The organism is Bradyrhizobium algeriense (genome assembly GCF_003062295.1).
GTDB lineage: Bacteria > Pseudomonadota > Alphaproteobacteria > Rhizobiales > Xanthobacteraceae > Bradyrhizobium > Bradyrhizobium algeriense.
Genome location: NZ_PYCN01000317.1, coordinates 1 through 266, shown reverse-complemented (window position 1 = coordinate 266; position 266 = coordinate 1). Strand labels below are relative to the sequence as shown.

1 pseudogene is annotated in these 266 nt (G+C 60.9%); it reads left to right on the top strand.

Annotated elements, in window-relative coordinates:
• Nucleotides 1–266 (top strand): annotated as a pseudogene (locus tag C7G61_RS43650) (IS630 family transposase); the annotation flags it as partial.

Here is a 266-nt window from a genome sequence, read left to right as displayed (position 1 = left end):
AGGTCCTGAAGAAAGCCTCTGCCAAAGGAAGGAGGCGGGGAAAGCCGGTGACGATCGTCTCCTGCGACGAGAAGCCGGGAATCCAGGCCATCGCAACGACGGCGCCGGATTTGCCGCCCAAGCCTGGCGTCCACGCCACCTTTGCGCGCGATCATGAATACAAACGCCATGGCACGCTCAGCCTGTTGGCTGGGATTGATCTGCTCACCGGCAAGGTCCACGCCCTTGTCAAAGATCGCCACCGCAGTCGAGAGTTCATCGAGTTC